12 protein-coding genes are annotated in these 16,053 nt (G+C 53.0%); 6 read left to right on the top strand and 6 right to left on the bottom strand.

Going from position 1 to position 16,053, the window contains the following annotated elements:
* Window positions 1–32 precede the first annotated feature (32 nt).
* Entirely contained in the window at window positions 33–329 is a 297-nt protein-coding gene (locus ACAW87_RS09795) for an HPF/RaiA family ribosome-associated protein (RefSeq protein WP_370723195.1), read from the top strand.
* Window positions 330–408: 79 nt separating this feature from the next.
* Here the strand turns inward: ACAW87_RS09795 and ACAW87_RS09790 are convergent, their stop codons facing one another.
* Entirely contained in the window at window positions 409–1,278 is an 870-nt protein-coding gene (locus ACAW87_RS09790; RefSeq protein ID WP_370723194.1) for a sugar phosphate isomerase/epimerase family protein, read from the bottom strand.
* Window positions 1,279–1,593: 315 nt separating this feature from the next.
* On the opposite strand from ACAW87_RS09790, the gene ACAW87_RS09785 reads away from it, so the two are divergent.
* Both ACAW87_RS09785 and ACAW87_RS09780 read left to right on the top strand, forming a co-directional pair.
* Window positions 1,594–4,065 carry a zinc-dependent metalloprotease gene (locus tag ACAW87_RS09785; protein WP_370723193.1) on the top strand — a complete coding sequence of 824 codons (2,472 nt, stop codon included), beginning with the start codon at window positions 1,594–1,596 and terminating at the stop codon, window positions 4,063–4,065.
* Between the two features lie 23 nt (window positions 4,066–4,088).
* Window positions 4,089–4,517, top strand: coding sequence for a GNAT family N-acetyltransferase (locus ACAW87_RS09780; RefSeq protein WP_370723192.1), 429 nt, complete (start codon window positions 4,089–4,091; stop codon window positions 4,515–4,517).
* Between the two features lie 3 nt (window positions 4,518–4,520).
* Here ACAW87_RS09780 and ACAW87_RS09775 read toward each other — a convergent pair whose 3' ends face one another.
* The 4 genes from ACAW87_RS09775 to ACAW87_RS09760 form a co-directional block, all read right to left on the bottom strand.
* On the bottom strand, window positions 4,521–5,057 hold the full coding sequence (locus ACAW87_RS09775) for an ABC transporter permease (RefSeq protein WP_370723191.1): 537 nt from the start codon (window positions 5,055–5,057) through the stop codon (window positions 4,521–4,523).
* Window positions 5,058–5,088: 31 nt separating this feature from the next.
* Window positions 5,089–8,664 carry a carboxypeptidase-like regulatory domain-containing protein gene (locus ACAW87_RS09770; protein WP_370723190.1) on the bottom strand — a complete coding sequence of 1,192 codons (3,576 nt, stop codon included), beginning with the start codon at window positions 8,662–8,664 and terminating at the stop codon, window positions 5,089–5,091.
* A gap of 46 nt (window positions 8,665–8,710) precedes the next feature.
* Window positions 8,711–9,484 (bottom strand): SDR family NAD(P)-dependent oxidoreductase, encoded by a 774-nt coding sequence (locus ACAW87_RS09765; RefSeq protein ID WP_370723189.1) that lies wholly within the window; start codon window positions 9,482–9,484, stop codon window positions 8,711–8,713.
* 111 nt (window positions 9,485–9,595) lie between these two features.
* Window positions 9,596–11,284 carry a UxaA family hydrolase gene (locus tag ACAW87_RS09760; RefSeq protein WP_370723188.1) on the bottom strand — a complete coding sequence of 563 codons (1,689 nt, stop codon included), beginning with the start codon at window positions 11,282–11,284 and terminating at the stop codon, window positions 9,596–9,598.
* Window positions 11,285–11,455: 171 nt separating this feature from the next.
* Between ACAW87_RS09760 and ade the strand changes: the two genes are divergently transcribed.
* From ade to ACAW87_RS09745, 3 genes are all read left to right on the top strand, one after another.
* Window positions 11,456–13,117, top strand: coding sequence for an adenine deaminase (gene ade, locus ACAW87_RS09755; RefSeq protein WP_370723187.1), 1,662 nt, complete (start codon window positions 11,456–11,458; stop codon window positions 13,115–13,117).
* Between the two features lie 166 nt (window positions 13,118–13,283).
* A complete protein-coding gene (locus ACAW87_RS09750) occupies window positions 13,284–13,871 on the top strand; it encodes an RNA polymerase sigma factor (protein ID WP_370723186.1) in 588 nt (195 codons plus the stop codon).
* Between the two features lie 255 nt (window positions 13,872–14,126).
* Window positions 14,127–14,963, top strand: a complete 837-nt coding sequence (locus ACAW87_RS09745; protein ID WP_370723185.1) for an alpha/beta fold hydrolase — start codon at window positions 14,127–14,129, stop codon at window positions 14,961–14,963.
* Window positions 14,964–15,060: 97 nt separating this feature from the next.
* Here the strand turns inward: ACAW87_RS09745 and moaA are convergent, their stop codons facing one another.
* On the bottom strand, window positions 15,061–16,041 hold the full coding sequence (gene moaA, locus ACAW87_RS09740; RefSeq protein WP_370723184.1) for a GTP 3',8-cyclase MoaA: 981 nt from the start codon (window positions 16,039–16,041) through the stop codon (window positions 15,061–15,063).
* Between the last annotated feature and the right edge of the window lie 12 nt (window positions 16,042–16,053).

The following is a 16,053-nucleotide window of genomic DNA, read 5'->3' as shown; positions in this document are numbered from 1 at the left end:
TACCGGTAACACTTTCAAATCAGAACAACGCCATGGAATATACAGTAGACAGCATAAAAATGGACCTGCAAACGGTAGGTTTCGATGAGACTCCCGAAATAGCTGAGCAAGTTGAAAAAGAGTTGCGTCGGATCATGAAATTCCGCAACGACATTGTTGCGGCCGACATTTATCTCCGCGAAGAGGGCAGTAATCCGACCGACAACAAAACGGTGCGCTGGAGGCTTGGCATTCCCGGTAAAGATTTATTTGCCGAAGGTAGCGGCAGTTCATGGGGCGCTGGTCTTCGCGATGCAGGCGACAAAATTCGTCGGCAGTTTGTCGACTAATTACAGCAAACGACTAAATCAGAAAAGCCGGGTACGTTACGTATCCGGCTTTTCTGATTTAATAAAAACGCGTATTAATTTACACGCTAAGCTTTTTCATGTTTTTGTAACTTACGGCAATTGCTTCCAGAGGCGTGCCTTTCACAACAGCATCCTGCTCGACGAAATAGTGCTTAACGCCACCCATTTTACCGGCGTCCAGAATGCGCTGGAAATCGACCGAGCCGGTGCCTACTTCGGCAAACTCTTTCTTCTCGGTTTTGGCAATATCTTTCATGTGCACCAGCGGAAAACGACCGGGGTTCTGCTTGAATAGTTCAACGGGATCTTTACCGGCAATGATAGTCCAGTACAAATCCAGCTCCATCTTCACCATTTTAGGGTCGGTGCCTTTCAGAATAATGTCGTAGCCGATTTGTCCATCCAGCGGTTGAAATTCGAAATCGTGGTTGTGGTACACAAACTGAATACCCGCTTTCTGACACGTTTCGGCCGCTTTGTTGAATAAGTCGACAAAGCCTTTGTAATCATCAGCCTTTTTCCGGTCGTCGGGCATGATGTAGGCGCAGGCCATGTATTTCTGACCAATGGTAGCGGCATCATCGACAATTTTATCCCAGCCACTTTTCAACTGATTGGGCATGTAGTGACCACTTGGCGAGGTCATTCCCAGACTTTTCAGTTGTTCTTTGAAAGCCTGCGGGGTTTTGCCGAAAAACTTACCGTCGTTATAACCAAACGTTTCAACCTCTTTGTAGCCGATTTCAGCAACCCGCTTCAGCGTAGCATCAGGATCTTTGCTTAGGTCGCCGCGCAACGTGTACAGTTGCAGGCCTACATTTTTAATCGGTTTGGCCTGGGCATCGAAACGGGTCAGGAGGGGAAGTGTCAGCGCCAATGCACTTGTTTTCAGGAAGTCGGCGCGTGAAATAGCAGGCAATTGAGCCATTATCAGAGGTTAGTTAAATAGGTAAGTGAAATGTAGAACCGTTGTTTTGCAGAATAACGAAGAAGCAGCCCAATTTAGCTGAATTGCGTTAAAGCTAGCTATAATCAGAAGTCAATCATGGTGGCTACCTACTTAGTGTAAGCTGCTGGATGTTGGACGTTAAACGTTGAATATTGGATACTGGACGCTAGACATGAATAGGCTCATCTCGAAAATCCAATGTCCAGCGTCTAACATCCAGCGTCCAATATCCAGCGTTTTGTTGCTATTACAGCCTCTACGGGGTATTTTTCCAGAACACTCATCATTTCCTCTATGCGCCTACTGTACATTTTGCTGTTCACGCTCGTGAGCAGGCCACTATTTGCCCAGACCATTGCCACGTTTACGACAGGCATGGAGAAACATCCGGGCTTCATGACTTATTACTGGGACGCCAAAAAGGGCAAAATCTGGCTCGAAATCGACAAGTTCGGGCAGGAATTTTTGTATTACCCCACTCTGGCGCAGGGAGTAGGCTCTAACGACATTGGCCTCGACCGGGGGCGGCTCGGCGGCGAACACGTGGTTCGTTTTGAGCGAACCGGCAACAAGGTCCTGCTGATTGAACCCAACTATGGCTACCGTGCCCTGAGCGCCGATTCGCTGGAACGCCGGGCGGTGGCTGAGTCGTTTGCCCAATCGGTTCATGCCGGATTCGAGGTAGTGGCCGAGGAGGCTGGCAAAGCACTGGTTGATCTGACGCCGTTTTTGTTGCAGGATGCCGTGGGAGCCGTGCAGGCCATCAGCCAAACCCGGCAGGGCTCGTTTCGGGTCGACGCCAGCCGTTGCGCCTTATATCTGCCCCGCACCAAAGCTTTCCCGAAAAACACCGAATTTGAGGCAACCATCACCCTGACCGGCGATGCGCCAGGTACGTACCTGCGGCAGGTGGTGCCCACGGCTACGGCGGTCAGCATGCGTCAGCACCATTCGTTTGTTGAACTGCCTCCGCTCGATGGTTCGTACAAACCCCGCCTCTTCGACCCCCGGTCGGGCATGAACAGCATGGATTTTTATGACTATGCCTCACCGGTTAGTCAACCCATCACCAAGCGGTACATTGTGCGGCACCGGCTGGCCAAAAAAGACCCTTCGGCAGCCATCAGCGACCCGGTAAAGCCCATCGTTTACTACATGGACCCCGGCGCGCCCGAACCTATCCGGTCGGCACTGATGGAGGGAATCAGCTGGTGGAATCAGGCGTTTGAGGCAGCAGGGTATCGGAACGCTTTTCAGGTAAAACTACTACCTGCCGATGCCGACCCAATGGACATTCGGTACAATCTGGTGCAGTGGGTTCACCGGTCAACGCGCGGCTGGAGCTACGGGGCCAGCATCACTGACCCACGCACGGGCGAAATTCTAAAAGGGAAAGTAACACTGGGTTCGCTCCGGGTACGCCAGGATTACCTGATTGCCCAGGGGTTGACCGCCCGTTACGAGAACAACCGGGCCGACACCGCCGCGCTGATGCCCATGGCGCTAAACCGGCTACGACAACTGGCCGCTCACGAAGTTGGCCACACGCTTGGACTACCGCACAACTACATTGCCAGCACCGTCAACCGATCGTCGGTTATGGACTATCCGCATCCACACGTAACTATTGGGCCAGCTAACACGCTAAAGCTAGATAGTGCGTATGCCCTCGGCATTGGTGAATGGGACAAAGTAGCCATTGCGTACGGCTATCAGGATTTTCCGAAGGGAACCGACGAAAGCGCGGGGCTGAAAGCCATCATTGATAATTACCTGAAGCGGGGCCTGAAATTCCTGAGCGACCAGGATGCCCGGCCCGAGGGTAGCGCGCACCCCCAGACTCACCTTTGGGATGGTGCTACTGATGCCACGAGCGAATTGCTTCGGACAATGGCTGTCCGCAAAATTGCGCTTAGTCAGTTCAGTGAGTCAAAAATTCCGGTGGGCATGCCGATGGCCAATCTGGAAGAAGTACTGGTGCCCATGTATATGTTTCACCGCTACCAGGTTGAAGCCGCCAGTAAAGTATTGGGCGGCGTTACCTACAGCTATGCCCTGCGCGGCGATGGGCAGGTGGTGACCCAAACGGTAGCACCCGAGCAACAGCGTCGGGCTATGACGGCCTTGATGGGTACGTTAGACCCAAGCGTTCTCGCCCTACCAACGGGTATTCTGAGTCTGATTCCACCCCGGGCATTTGGCGTTGCGGCCAACCCGCGCGAAGTGTTCAAGCGCCATACCGGGCTCACGTTCGACCCGATGGGACCGCCCGAAGCCGCCGCCAACCTAACCCTTCGGCTACTGCTCAATCCAGAACGCTGCGCCCGTTTGCTGAATCAGAAGGCCCTGAACCCAGCTATGCCCGGCCTGACAGACCTGATCAACGGGCTTATTAACAACACCTTCGGGGCCATGAACCGTAGCCTTGGTGAAGCACCAACGTACCCCGAAGCGATTCGCCAGCTAACCAGCCGTCGCCTGTTGGAAAGCCTGATTGAACTGGCCGCCAACCGCGACACTGATGGACGAGTGCGGGCAACGGCCCATGATGCCATTCAGCGGATTCGGCAGCAGTATCTGGTTAACAAAGCGACAGCCAGCCCGCTGAATTATACCATCACGGAGACGTATCCCAACCAACTTTTGTGGCTCATTCAGCAGTATGAGCGCAACCCGCAACAACCCGCCGCCAACACTACACTCCCTGCCCCCGATGGTGCTCCCATCGACCCCGGCTACGACTGGCTGGATTGCGACCGGGATTAACACTCAACAATCCACATACGATTATGATTAACCTCCGTCCAGCTCGCCAGTCAGATCTGGCCTTTTTCTACGACTGTCTGTGCGACCTGGAGGAGACAATATTGAACTACGCCGCTTTCGAGTCTATTTTTCTCGACCACCTAAATAACCCGGCTATCAGGTACGTTGTGGCGCTCGCCGACAACGTACCAGTTGGCTTTGTGGATTGCCACGTACAGCAGTTGCTGCACCACGCCGGGCCGGTGGCCGAAATTCAGGAGATGTATGTAGTACCCGATTGGCGAAGCAAGGGGATTGGGCAGTTATTGATCGAGCATGTAACCGCTCTGGCCCGCGACGAAGGCTGGCTGAGCCTGGAGGTAACCTCGAACCAACGGCGCATACGTACCCACCAATTTTATGAACGAATGGGCTTCATGAACACGCACGTGAAACTGGTAATGCCGCTCTGATGGCTAGAAGTCGCCCAACTGATGCATACGGACGCGTAATGATGGCTTTTCCCCTTCGGGAACAATGAAGATCACATCATTGGCCACAGATTCCCCGTTTCGCAGCATATTACCCACCCGCACCTGCACCGATGTAGTCACCATCTTTCCATCCGGTCCCTTGGCGCTGGTGCTGTAGGGTACAAAAAACTCCTTGGCTTTCAGAGTACCACTTTTCGATGTCAGGCGCATTCCCGTAGCATTTAAGCAATCGAAATCAGCCAGCAGATCCTGGTATTGAAGGCCGGTAAAGGTTTGGCGGGGCATCATAATCTTGCTGCACCCACTGCGATTGGTCACATACAGTGTGACTTCATAGCGTGAAAAAGAGCCTTTATTGCCAACATCTTTTTTGCTTTCATTACGAATCGTATAGCCATATTCAATGCCGTTCATCACCACCGGCTCATCGGGTGGTAAATCGGCCGATTGCTGGGCGTAAGCTGTCGAAAAAATGGAAACGAGACTGAGGATAGTGAGGTAGGTAATCGTTTTTTTCATGGGAGCAAAACTAGGAATGGCCTGTTTTCATTCAACGAACGTTTATCAAACGGTGGATAAATATCGGTCGACCATCCGTAGTTATACCCTGTATGGTTAGCCGAAGGGTACGAACCATATCTGTCAATGGAAATTTCAGCGTCGAAAAACCCGACAAACTCGTGGCCATGTCCGGTTTCCAATACAGCACATCGCGCCGGTCAGGTACGTTGGTGGCGTTACTGTCCGGCAAACTACTGTAACGTGGTGTGTAGAAAGTCCGGTCGGTTTGGAAGCCATTGACAAAGAGCTCCGGTTCACCCTTTCCAGCCTCTACAGGCTGGTTGGCTGTTTCTTTTTTGGAAAAGAAGGCAATGACGCCTGCCCCGCCACGCGCACCGTACATAGCGCCACCGCTATTTTTCAGTACCTCAATCCGTTCAATTTCGGCCGGATTGAGCATATACAGCGCTGTTCCATCACCATTTTCGTCCATAGAAACCCCGTCAATCACGTAGAGCGGTGCCAGGTTCTGCCCAAGCGAGCTCGGCCCACGCATGGTAACGGTATAGCCACCGCTCATGCCACCCGGATCGCTAAGGGTTCGCCTTCGTACCTGAACACCGGGCACTCTACCAATCATCATGTCGTAGGCGTTGGCAAAAGAACGGGCATTTTCATCGAAAACAACGGTTGCATCTGCCGCGCCGTGGAGGCTGAAACGGCGTGCCTGCCGGTCATCGTCGGGGCGGCGGGCACGGACTACAATCTCCTTCAACTGACGCACGTCTTTATCGCGATACTGTTCAGGATCACTAGCCTGCCGCTGTTGCATCAGCGCAATGGTCGGTTTCAGGGTGGTCAGGTCAAGCCCGGAGGCAGTATCGGTAAACGCAAACAAGCGTCCCGGTGCGTCGAGCACTACTCGGGTGTCAGCAATAGTTTTAAAGGCAGCGGTCATTGGACGTACCTGCACCAGAGCCGTATCAGTCAGCGATAGATTATCGATCGTAAAACGCCCCTGAGTATCGGAACGGGTTGTTCGGGCAAAGGTATTTTCAGCCTTATTACTGAATGTCAGCAACAGATTCGCCCCGGTCAGCGGGCGATTTCGCTTGTCGAATACCGTACCCGATACAACCATACCGGGCACCGACGAAGCAGGCAGCATTGGTTTACCTGGTTCTACACGCCAGTTAATACGCCGCCAGCCCTGGGTGAGCAACAGGTCGTCAATGGCTCGCCGAGCGGATATGCCGTTACTCGTCAGGTATTGGTTAGGTGCTTCTACCCTACCCCGTAATTCGCCGGTCAGCAGCAGGTGCGTGATCAGAGTAGCCTCAATAGAATCGGTCGGCACCTGTTGGGCGTCTGTCACCGCCGCCGATCCAACAATAGCGAGTTGATCACCAAAACCGTCGGCTATCCGCACAGATAACGTAACTGATTCGCGGGGTAAGTAGGTCGGTTTATCGGTGGAAACGTCGGCTACCGTGGGCAACAGTCGTTCGGGAATAAACACCAGTCGCTCGGCCTGTGGTTGTCCCAACGCGTTCATCAAGGTCACCTGCGCCACACCTACCGGTAATTTTGCGGCGGGAATAAACAGACTGGCCGCACCATGCTGAAGTTGAATTTTGGTCTGCTGCACCAGCGTCCCCCGGCTTTGAATGACCAGATAAACTGGTTGACTGGCCAACGTCGCCGAGGCGCATACCCGAATGCTGAGGGTAGCGCTGTCGGTGACCATATCGGTAGCCAGCACCAACCCGACCGAATCGACGGCGGGTAGCGTAATCAGGGCCGAATCGGTAGCCCAACGTACCTGCGCCAGGTACGTTCGGTTTGCCTGCGGCACCAGGTCGATACTACCCATCCCGAATGCGTTAGTGGTAAACCGACCAACTTCAGCCTGTTGATCTGATAGAATACGGCCTGTAATAAGAACGCCCCGACCCCGCTGATCAACGGCTTTAATTCCCATCCGTGTTGGCAAACCCGCTACCCAACGCCCGCCCTCGGGCAAAAACTGCACATCGACCAACGGCCGAATCGGTTTAGCCATCGTGGTAGACAGCCCGTTGCCGACATTACTCGCGTTAATGATCGACACTCGTTGTTCAAAGGCGGGCCGAACGTTTCCCCGATCGGCTTCAGTATAGGCTAACAGCCGATACGACCCGCTAGCCAGCGAATCAGACAGCCGAAAACTGCCCGACGTACGCCCGGCCTGGGTACGTACCCACTGATGAACCCGCTGCCGTCCATCGGGAGCAATGAGTTCAATATGCAAGGGCAACTCTTCGTCGACGACGGGGTTATCAATAGGCAATTGGGTTTTCGAATCGAGCATAAATACGCTAAACTGGAGCCGATCTCCGGTAGCGTAGGTCCCTTTATCGATGTGCAGGAATACCGCCGGTGCCTGGTTTGTCTGCCTCCGCTTCCAGCTTACGGCTACCGAATCGGTAAAGGCATCGGTGGGCAAAACAATACCTTGTTTAGGAACCGATGCCAGTAAGGGAAGCTCTTTTATGGCCGGTTGCCAGTCGGCGGGCAGTAGCGTAGCCAGCCGATCATTACTCAACGCACCCCGCATTTCCATGCCGTTCGGATGCACTACCCACCCGTCGGTAGTTACCGTAGCCGGGCCTTTGGGCATATACACGAGCGAGTAAGCGTATGGAAATCCCTTGTAAGGTGTCAGCGCCCGTTGCCGGGTGTAAAACACTTCGAGCGGTTTCGAGCTGTAAAAAAGACGTTCCGTAGGTAGTTCAGCGGGTGTAAACAGGCTATCGGCCGAAACCGATTTAGAGGGCGGTTCATTGCTGAACCGTGCAATAGGCACTGCTGGATCAGAAGACAACGCGAAGTTGGATTCAAAAACCAGGAAACCTTCGCGCTCATACGTACCAGTTTGTAAGGTAGCCAGTAAATGCCGTCCTGACCCCAAGTAAACCCGTTGCCGGTTCCGCTCCCACCGATCGCCCTGTTCGCTGTTTTGGGATGTCAACGCCTCGAACCGACTGGCACCACCATAGTAGGTGGCACTCCGATAGCTATCGAAATACAACAGTTGATACGTGAGCCGGTACCCCAGCGCCTTATTCTCGATCACCAGCGGTTCAGAGGCAGTAGCCTGTAAGTGACCGTCGTTCATGGTCAGCGAAACAACCCCGGCATTGATGATTTCACATTTATCGGCCGATGGATTTACGCCGAGCAATTCACGCTTGAACTGTTTCAGCATCCGGTTATAAGCCGCTGACCGTTTGGCCGTTACCGTCACTGATTTCAAGCCAATGGCGTCGGTCTTGAGCATAAAATTCACGCGCCGGTTTTTAACGTCCCCCAGCCGAATAAGCTGACGAACGGTTTCGTACCCCACCGCCGACGCCACCAGTTCAACCGATCCTGACGGCACACCGGTCAATTGATACTGTCCCTCGGCATTGGCTGTGGTGCCCCGCGTAGATGCATTGACGTATACACTGGCAAACGGCACCGGCTGGTTCGTCTCCCCATCGAAAACCCGCCCCACGATAGGCCCCGGCCCCTGCGCCCACGCCCTGCCAATCAGCACAAACTGACTGATCAGGAGCAAGACGCTAAGGGCCTTAACGTTCATTTGAGTAGGAAGTCAGGTAAGGGTCAAAAGCCATGCGTTTAACAAACTACGTACTCAACCTGACCACACCCCCATCCATTGGGTAGTCGTTACCGGTAATGAAGCCCGCTTCATCAGAGCAGAGATACAGGGCAAGTGCTGCCACTTCAGCGGGCGTCCCCATCCGTCCGATGGGTTGCGACGCCGACAGTTTGGCAAATACCTCGGCCTCCTGACCGGGGTAATTTTTGGCAATAAATCCATCCACAAAAGGAGTGTGTACCCGTGCCGGCGAGATGCAGTTACAGCGAATACCGTGCGCCAGATAATCCTTTGCTACCGACAGCGTCATGCTTAATACGGCTCCTTTGCTCATGGAATAGGCAAAGCGGTCAGACAATCCCAGCGTGGCGGCAATAGACGACATATTCAGCACCACCCCGCCGCCGTTGGCTTTCAAGTGAGGTAATACGGTATGCAGGCAATTGTATACGCCTTTGACATTAACCGAAAAAATACGGTCGAAATCAGCCTCAGCCGTTGACTCAGCCGTTCCAATGTGGGCGATACCCGCATTGTTGACCAGCACATGAATGGGGCCGTCGGCCACAATCTGATCAACCACCGCCTGCACATCGGCTTGCGACGACACATCGACGCCATGCGCCTGCGCTTGCCCGCCCGCGGCCCGTATCTGTTCGGCGGCGGCTTCGGCAGCAGCCAGGTTCAGTTCCAGAATATGCACGCTAGCTCCCGCCTGCGCAAACGTTTCCGATATAGCCAGCCCAATTCCGCTGGCCCCGCCCGTAACAAGGGCTGTTTTGTGTTGAAGTGAGAACATAGAAGAGAAGTGAGTTCAAAGTCTAAAGTTTAATGTTCAAAGTGCGCTGCGAGCATTAACACGGTAGGGCAGCAGCGTACTTTGAACATTAAACTTTAGACTTTGAACTCTTTATAAGGATACCCCCCGTTTCCAGGGAATGAAATCGTCTTGGCCGAGTTGTTCGGCTTTGGTGAGGTACGTACCTGACGCCAGGCCGATGAGCCAGTCGAGTAAGGCCACGCCGTTTTGTTCAATCGTTTGTTGACCGTCGATAACCGGGCCGCTGTCGAAGTCGATCACGTCGGGCATTCGGTTTTTCAGCGTCGTATTGGTCGAAATTTTCACGACCGGGCTGATGGGATTACCTGTGGGTGTACCCAGGCCGGTGGTGAACAAAATCAAATTAGCCCCCGACCCGGCCATGCCGGTCGTGGCTTCTACGTCGTTTCCGGGCGTACAAAGTAGATTGAGCCCCGGTGCCGTGATGGGTTCGGTATAATCGAGCACATCGGCAATCAACGCTAAACCGCCTTTCCGGGCTGCCCCCGCCGATTTAATAGCATCGGTGATCAAACCATCCTTAATGTTGCCAGGCGACGGGTTCATGTCGAAACCCGATCCGGCCGCTTCGGCCTGCGCCGCGTAGGTCTGCATCAGGTTCATGAATTTCTCGGCGCGCTGATCATCAGGCATCCGGTCGATCAGGTTTTGTTCGGCACCGCACAGTTCAGGAAACTCAGCCAATACCGTTCTTCCGCCCAACGTACCCAGCAAATCAGACAAATAGCCAATGGCAGGGTTTGCCGAAATACCCGAAAATCCATCGGAGCCGCCGCACTTCAATCCTACACACAAGGCGCTCAGCGGAGCAGGTTTTCGCTCTATCTTGTTGATCTCGATCAGATGCAGGAATGTGTCTTTAATGGCCTGAGTCATCAGTTCGTACTCCGTACCGGCCTGCTGTTCGTACATCAGCAGTGGCTTTTTCCCGTGCGGATTCTGGCGGCGCACTTCTTTTTCGAGCATATCGCTCTGCAAATGCTGACACCCCAGGCTGAGTACCGTAGCGCCGGCCACGTTTGGGTTGTTGATGTAGCCCGCCAATAGTGAGCAAAGCGCTGCCGAATCCTGACGGGTACCCCCGCAGCCCATTTCGTGCGTCAGAAACTTAATGCCATCGATGTGTTGAAACGGACGACGTAACGTACCTGACCCGGCAACGTCCGATTCCAGATGCAGCGTTTTGTTCTGCTCGGGCGAAACGAACGGCTCCATCTTCTTGATCACATCGAGCTGCCCGTGCTGATACAAATGCAGCAGTTCACGCACTTGAGTCCGGTACTGGTCAGACTGGGCGTAACCGAGTTCATGCTCGAAGGCATCTTTCAGGATCATCACGTTCCGGTTCTCGCAGAAAACCAGCGGAATCACCAGCCAATAATTGCGTGTTCCTACCCGTCCGTCAGGCCGATGGTAGCCCATAAACGTCCGCTCGGCGAAGGCCGAAGCGTCGGGCGGCAAGTACGTATAAGGTTGCCGTTGAGCTAGTCCGTAGGGATCGGCTTCGTGACGAAGGTTGAATGTGGTAATTACTTCGCCTTGTTGGATAAACTGCGTGGCCCGTCCCACGGTTACACCGTACATATAGACGGGATCTCCGGGCTGACGGGCCTCGGTTACGAATTTGTGTTTGGCTGTTACGCCATTGGGCAACAGATAGGGCTGACCGTTATAGGTGACCGTTGCTCCGGCGGGAAAGTTGGTCAACGCTACAATAACATTGTCGTCAGGATGAATTTTTAACAGTGAGTCTGGCATGTGTATTGGACACTCAGTCGGTAAGTGAGTAAAAAAGTAGCCTTATCGGGCTATATACCCTTGCGTACGTAAGCTAAAACTTTCTGAATAGAGTTGCGATTCTGCATGCCTTTTGCCAACATTTGATCTTTCACCCGCTTCACACACCCTCTTTGGGCTTCAACTTACTTTATGCTGACTGCCAATATTCTCAATCTGTTCGATAAGTCGATCTACTACGGCACCATTCATCTCGATCGTGGCCGGATTGCGCAGATCGACCGGCTCGGACCCGAACGGATTGGCGAGCCCTATGTGCTGCCCGGCTTTGTTGATGCCCACGTTCATGTAGAAAGCTCGCTGCTGACTCCCGTTCAGTTTGCCCGGCTGGCAGTCGTGCATGGCACCGTATCGACCGTATCTGACCCGCACGAAATTGGCAATGTGCTTGGCGTAGCCGGGGTAGAGTATATGCTCGACGATGCCGAACGTACTCCGTTTAAATTCTGCTTCGGTGCCCCCTCCTGCGTACCGGCTACTCCTTTTGAAACGGCAGGGGCTACTATTGGTGTAAACGACGTGAAACACTTGCTGGGTCGCCGCGATATTGGCTATCTGGCCGAAATGATGAATTTCCCCGGCGTGCTGAACGAAGACCCCGACGTGATGATGAAAATCGCGTATGCTAAAGCCTTCAGCAAACCCGTAGATGGTCATGCGCCCGGCCTGCGCGGAAACGACGCCCAACGTTACATCGACGCCGGTATTGAAACTGATCACGAATGCACGACGTACGACGAAGGCCTCGACAAAGCCCGGCGGGGCATGAACATCCTGATTCGGGAAGGAAGCGCCGCCCGTAACTTTGATGATCTGATTCCGCTGGTCGATGAGTTTCCGCAACTTGTCATGTTTTGTTCCGACGATAAACACCCGGACACGCTGGCCGAAGGGCACATCAATCAGTTGGTTATGCGGGCCGTTCGGGCAGGCTATAATCGCTGGAATGTGCTACGAGCCGCCTGTATCAATCCAGTGTTGCACTATCGGCTCCCGGTGGGGCTACTCCGCGAAGGTGACCCCGCTGATTATATCGTAGTGACCGACCTGACCGATTTTCGCGTGCTCGAAACCGTCATTAACGGCGAAACTGTGGCCAAAGACGGAGAATCCTATCTTCCCGATCAGCGTAGCGAACATGTAAATCAATTTAACTGCACCCCCAAAGAGGCCGCTGATTTCTGGTTACAGGCACACCGACCCTATGGTTTGCTCCGCGTCATTGAAGCCATAGATGGGCAGCTAATCACCAATGAACTACACCTCGAAGGTAGTGTTGAGAAAGGTGCCTGGGTAGCCGACCCAACCCGTGACCTACTTAAGATTGTGGTAGTGAATCGCTACGCCGATGCCCCCATTGCTATCGGATTCATTAAAAACTTTGGTCTCACCCAGGGGGCTATCGCTTCATCAGTCGGGCACGATTCGCATAATATTACCGCTGTGGGCTGCGACGACGAAAGTCTGGCTCAGGCGGTCAATGCCGTGATTCGTGAGCGAGGTGGCTTATCGGCCGTGGGTGTTTTATCGCAGACAACCGGACCGCTCTACATCCGTAAGCTATTACCACTCCCCGTGGCAGGCCTCATGACCGACGTTGATGGGTACGTTGTGGCCAACCAATATGCCGAACTGGATAAGTTTGTGAAAGAGGAACTGGGCAGTACGCTGAACGCTCCGTTTATGACCCTTAGCTTCATGGCATTGCTAGTCATCCCCGCCCTTAAGCTAAGCGACAAGGGACTTTTCGACGGTAGCACTTTTCGATTCACCGGCTTGGAAATTACAAAATGACCATCTGTCAATAAATGGCTCTCAATCGCTAGTTACAAAGAGTGTATTATTTTACCCAACTATAGTACTTTTTATACAGGTGTAGCTTTTTTTAGGATTTTGCCGTTAATAATTAGAAAAAGATTAATAGGTTTACAGTAGTCCTCTCAACTAATACACTACCCATATGGCACGGCAGCGCACGTCTCCCAAAATCGATGAAGTTAAGTTGTGGGACGAATTTCGGTCTGGTAATCAGCCGGCTTTCGCCACCCTCTATCAGGAGTACGTCAATGTTTTGTTTCATTACTGTAGCCACTTTTCGCAGGATCGGGCTCTGATTAAGGACTGCATCCACGATCTGTTTGTTGAGCTTTGGCGGCACCGTCAGAATATTGGGCCAACAACCTCAGTTCGTTTTTATTTGATGGCCTCGATCAAGCGCAAGTTGGTTCGCCATATCACGGCCGAACAGAAGTTCTGCAACCCCGACGATCTTCGTCCGGGCGAAGGGTTCACCGACAGCGACCGCTCTTACGAGATGACCCTGATTCAGACTGAAGAAGACACGCATCTGAACAGTTGCCTCACCCGCGCTCTTGACCGGTTACCACGCCGGCAGCGCGAAGCTGTTTACCTGAAATTCTACCAAAACATGGGCAACGAAGAAATTTCGAAGCTTATGGATATCAATATTCAATCGGTGTATAACCTGATTTTTGGCGCGCTGGGCAATCTCAAGAAACACGTATCTATTGAACGGTTCGCCATGTAGCAACTAACTTTCCAGACTATTCCTACCTTTCTTTTCTGAATCCGGCGGCCTCAGTTCACCAACTGAAGCCGCCGGATTTTTTGTGTAGTAGCGAACTGATTTCTTCCTCAGGCCGTACACTTATCGGGGTAAAAGCCCATATTCTCGATAAAGAAGCGCTGAAAAGGCTAAAAACGGGCTAAATTCGTTGTTCCTATATCCTACATGGGCTATATTACCTATGTACCGATACTACTTTTACCACCATTGTTTCCCATGCCTACGCGCCACCTGCTTGCTGTTGAAAACCGCTATTGGCACTACCGCCAACAAGGTGACTCATCGGCTGAAACGGCTATTGTTCTTCTTCACACCTTGCCGCGTAGTTCGACTATGTTTGCCCCTTTGTTCGCCGAACTAGCCACTCTCAGGCCCAAGATGCGAATTTTGGCCCCCGACATTCCCGGCTACGGTGGCACCGACCCACTGCCCAGACCACCCGCCACATTGCAGGATTATCTCCCTCACTTCCGGGCTCTTTTTCGGGAAATGGGACTACGGCAAGTTATTCTCTATGGTACCGGCACCGGCGCACAACTTGCCCTCGCCTATGCCAATGCGTATCCCGATAAAGTAGCGAATGTGCTGCTCGACGATGCTTTTCAGACAACTGACGAAGAACGACAGGCCATATTGACCAACGCGTTTCCCGATCTGACGCCTCAAGCCGATGGGAGTCATCTGACCAGGGTTTGGCAACTGGCAAACGGATTTATTCAGTATTTTCCGTGGTTCATGACCGACGAAACTCACCGGATAAACCCCGCCCCTACGCCTGAAGAAACGCAGCAAACAGCACTGGATTTTTTAAATACGAACTCCAACTATGCGCTGAGCTATCAGGCCGCATTTGCCCATGAACAGGCCGACAGTGTGCAACGCCTCAGCGTATCGGCTACGTTATTCTGCCCGGAAGGAAGCACGTTTAGCACCCCGATAAACGACCTTGTTGCGCAAGGACTGCCCGCTAATATCCAACTCGTCAACACGCCGTCATCCCCCGCCGGGCACATCAAAGCCGTGGCAGAGATAATGGTTAGGGGGAAGAATTAAGAATGCAGAATTAAGAATTAAGAATGGCTCCGCTTATAGACGTACTGTGCTGTAAGCGGAGCCATTCTTAATTCTTAATTCTGCATTCTTAATTCCATCACCCTCCAATCGTCGACATGGATTCGGTGACGGGCTGGCGGTGTTTTTCGGCTTCGAAACCGTTGAGCGGGCGATGCGCGAACGCCTTCAGAAAAGCAGCCGATAACTCCGTATCAGAGGCCCCCCCACGAAGAAGCGCTCGTATATCGAGTACGCCATCGTCGTAGAGGCACGTTTTCAGCATGCCCTGCGCCGTCATTCTGATACGATTACAGCTTCCGCAGAAAGTGCGCGTGTAAGCCGCAATGATGCCTAACGTACCCACGTAACCAGGTACCTGCCAGGTAGCAGCCGTGGCGTGTGGGGCCGCAGGCCGTTGTTCGAGCGTGGGATAATACGAACGTAACTCCTGCAAAATACGCTGATGTGTCCAAGTTAGAACAGGGTAGTGATTCCCTTCCCCGTTAAACGGCATTTCTTCGATAAAACGAACATCAACAGGCTGGGTACGTGCCAACTCGGCCAGTGAATACAGATCTTCTATATTCTGACCATCCATTACTACAGCATTGATCTTCACCCGGATGTTGTGCGCCAGCAGTTCATCCAGCGTACCGAGCACGGCGGGCAACTCATCGCGGCGGGTGATCTGATGGAAACGACCGCGGTCTAAACTGTCTAAACTCAAATTCACTGACTTCACGCCAAGGCGTGCCATCTGTGCCACATGGGGAGCCGTAAGCACACCATTGGTGGTCATGTGCAGTTCGGTCAATCCCGGAATAACCGATAGCCGTTCCATAAAATCCATTAGACCTGCCCGCACAAACGGTTCACCGCCTGTTAGCCTAAGCTTGGACACGCCCATTCTGGCCAGCACGGCCACCACCCGTTCCATTTCTTCATAGGTAAGCAGTTGCTGCTTGGGCAGGTATTTAATGCCGCTTTCGGGCATGCAATAGAAACAACGCAAGTTGCATCGATCGGTAACGGCCAGCCGCAGGTACGTGATGGGGCGATTGTGATTATCGAACAGCATAGTAAAGTAAGA

It is taken from the genome of Fibrella aquatica (assembly GCF_041321135.1).
Taxonomy (GTDB): Bacteria; Bacteroidota; Bacteroidia; order Cytophagales; family Spirosomataceae; genus Fibrella; species Fibrella aquatica.
The sequence above is the reverse complement of the archived record's forward strand: the minus strand, read 5'-3'. Positions and strand labels throughout refer to the sequence as shown.

Excerpts from the sequence above, each read along its gene's own strand:
- ACAW87_RS09765 (WP_370723189.1), bottom strand. The coding sequence starts at position 9,484 with ATGTTCTCACTTCAACACAAAACAGCCCTTGTTACGGGCGGGGCCAGC.
- ACAW87_RS09750 (WP_370723186.1), top strand. The coding sequence starts at position 13,284 with ATGGCACGGCAGCGCACGTCTCCCAAAATCGATGAAGTTAAGTTGTGG.
- ACAW87_RS09785 (WP_370723193.1), top strand. The coding sequence starts at position 1,594 with ATGCGCCTACTGTACATTTTGCTGTTCACGCTCGTGAGCAGGCCACTA.
- ACAW87_RS09780 (WP_370723192.1), top strand. The coding sequence starts at position 4,089 with ATGATTAACCTCCGTCCAGCTCGCCAGTCAGATCTGGCCTTTTTCTAC.
- ACAW87_RS09770 (WP_370723190.1), bottom strand. The coding sequence starts at position 8,664 with ATGAACGTTAAGGCCCTTAGCGTCTTGCTCCTGATCAGTCAGTTTGTG.
- ade (WP_370723187.1), top strand. The coding sequence starts at position 11,456 with ATGCTGACTGCCAATATTCTCAATCTGTTCGATAAGTCGATCTACTAC.
- ACAW87_RS09760 (WP_370723188.1), bottom strand. The coding sequence starts at position 11,284 with ATGCCAGACTCACTGTTAAAAATTCATCCTGACGACAATGTTATTGTA.
- ACAW87_RS09790 (WP_370723194.1), bottom strand. The coding sequence starts at position 1,278 with ATGGCTCAATTGCCTGCTATTTCACGCGCCGACTTCCTGAAAACAAGT.
- moaA (WP_370723184.1), bottom strand. The coding sequence starts at position 16,041 with ATGCTGTTCGATAATCACAATCGCCCCATCACGTACCTGCGGCTGGCC.
- ACAW87_RS09795 (WP_370723195.1), top strand. The coding sequence starts at position 33 with ATGGAATATACAGTAGACAGCATAAAAATGGACCTGCAAACGGTAGGT.
- ACAW87_RS09775 (WP_370723191.1), bottom strand. The coding sequence starts at position 5,057 with ATGAAAAAAACGATTACCTACCTCACTATCCTCAGTCTCGTTTCCATT.
- ACAW87_RS09745 (WP_370723185.1), top strand. The coding sequence starts at position 14,127 with ATGCCTACGCGCCACCTGCTTGCTGTTGAAAACCGCTATTGGCACTAC.